The organism is Flavobacterium sp. FPG59 (assembly GCF_002150205.1).
Lineage (GTDB): Bacteria > Bacteroidota > Bacteroidia > Flavobacteriales > Flavobacteriaceae > Flavobacterium.
The window spans coordinates 1-881 of sequence record NZ_MTCA01000411.1; the positions used below are offsets into that span (position 1 = coordinate 1).

General features: G+C 32.5%; 1 protein-coding gene. It reads right to left on the reverse strand.

The features are described 5' to 3' along the window. Window positions 1–219: 219 nt before the first annotated feature. Window positions 220–603: a transposase gene (locus tag FPG59_RS16350; protein ID WP_086455563.1), complete on the reverse strand. Its 384-nt coding sequence runs from the start codon at window positions 601–603 to the stop codon at window positions 220–222. Between the last annotated feature and the right edge of the window lie 278 nt (window positions 604–881).

Here is an 881-nt window from a genome sequence, read left to right on the forward strand (position 1 = left end):
CCTTTACCTGCTTTGTTGGTTAAGATCGTATAGAGTTCCCCATTAGAGAATGAAGTTTCGTCAATCGATAAATGTTTGCCTAAGTTTTGTGGAAAAATTAGCCATTGCTTGGCGTGAGGCAGTTGATCCCAGGTTTTAAAATCACTGAGAAAACCTTTGTATTGATGTTGTAGATTTTTGCCGGTAGCTCCAAAGAAAGAAGCAATGTTATTACAGTTATTAGGCTTCGATTCTATTGATCTCTTTTAAAAAAGACGCAAACTCTTGTGTTACCCGAGTCCTGTCTGCTACTAAATTCCAATCTCTACAAACTACTTGCCCAGTATCTTCGTTGAGCCATCTTCGGCGTGTGATATGCAGATAAACTTGATGATCTCGAATAGGAAAGTCTTGAACTGTTATCTGCTCAAAAAATTCTTTTGAACTTAATTTGCTCTCACGGTATTCTTTAGGAATAGAATTGATTTCTTTTAAGTATAGATGAAGTATTTCTTGGTCTTTTTCATAAGAAGTCAGTTCAAAATAATCTACAATAATCTCTAGTAACAACAACTTGAAAAGTTCTTTAAAGAACCCTGTATTTTTGTATTTTTTAAAATACAAATAACCCGTTTTTAATATTTCTCCACAACTTTTAGACTTGATCCGCTATTTCCAACTATTTGAAATGTAGAATCTTTAACCTTTTATATTTCGTATTCTTGATTTTTATACCAAAATCAAACACGGGACCAAAACTTACACCCTTTCTATGCCTTGTCTTACATATTCCATATAAGTATAATCTTTATCATTTTCTTTTATAACAGAGCTTCCTAGTTCGTTATTTTGCTTTATTCTTACTTTAAACTCTATGTAATCTTTGTATAGTTGTACTGGAT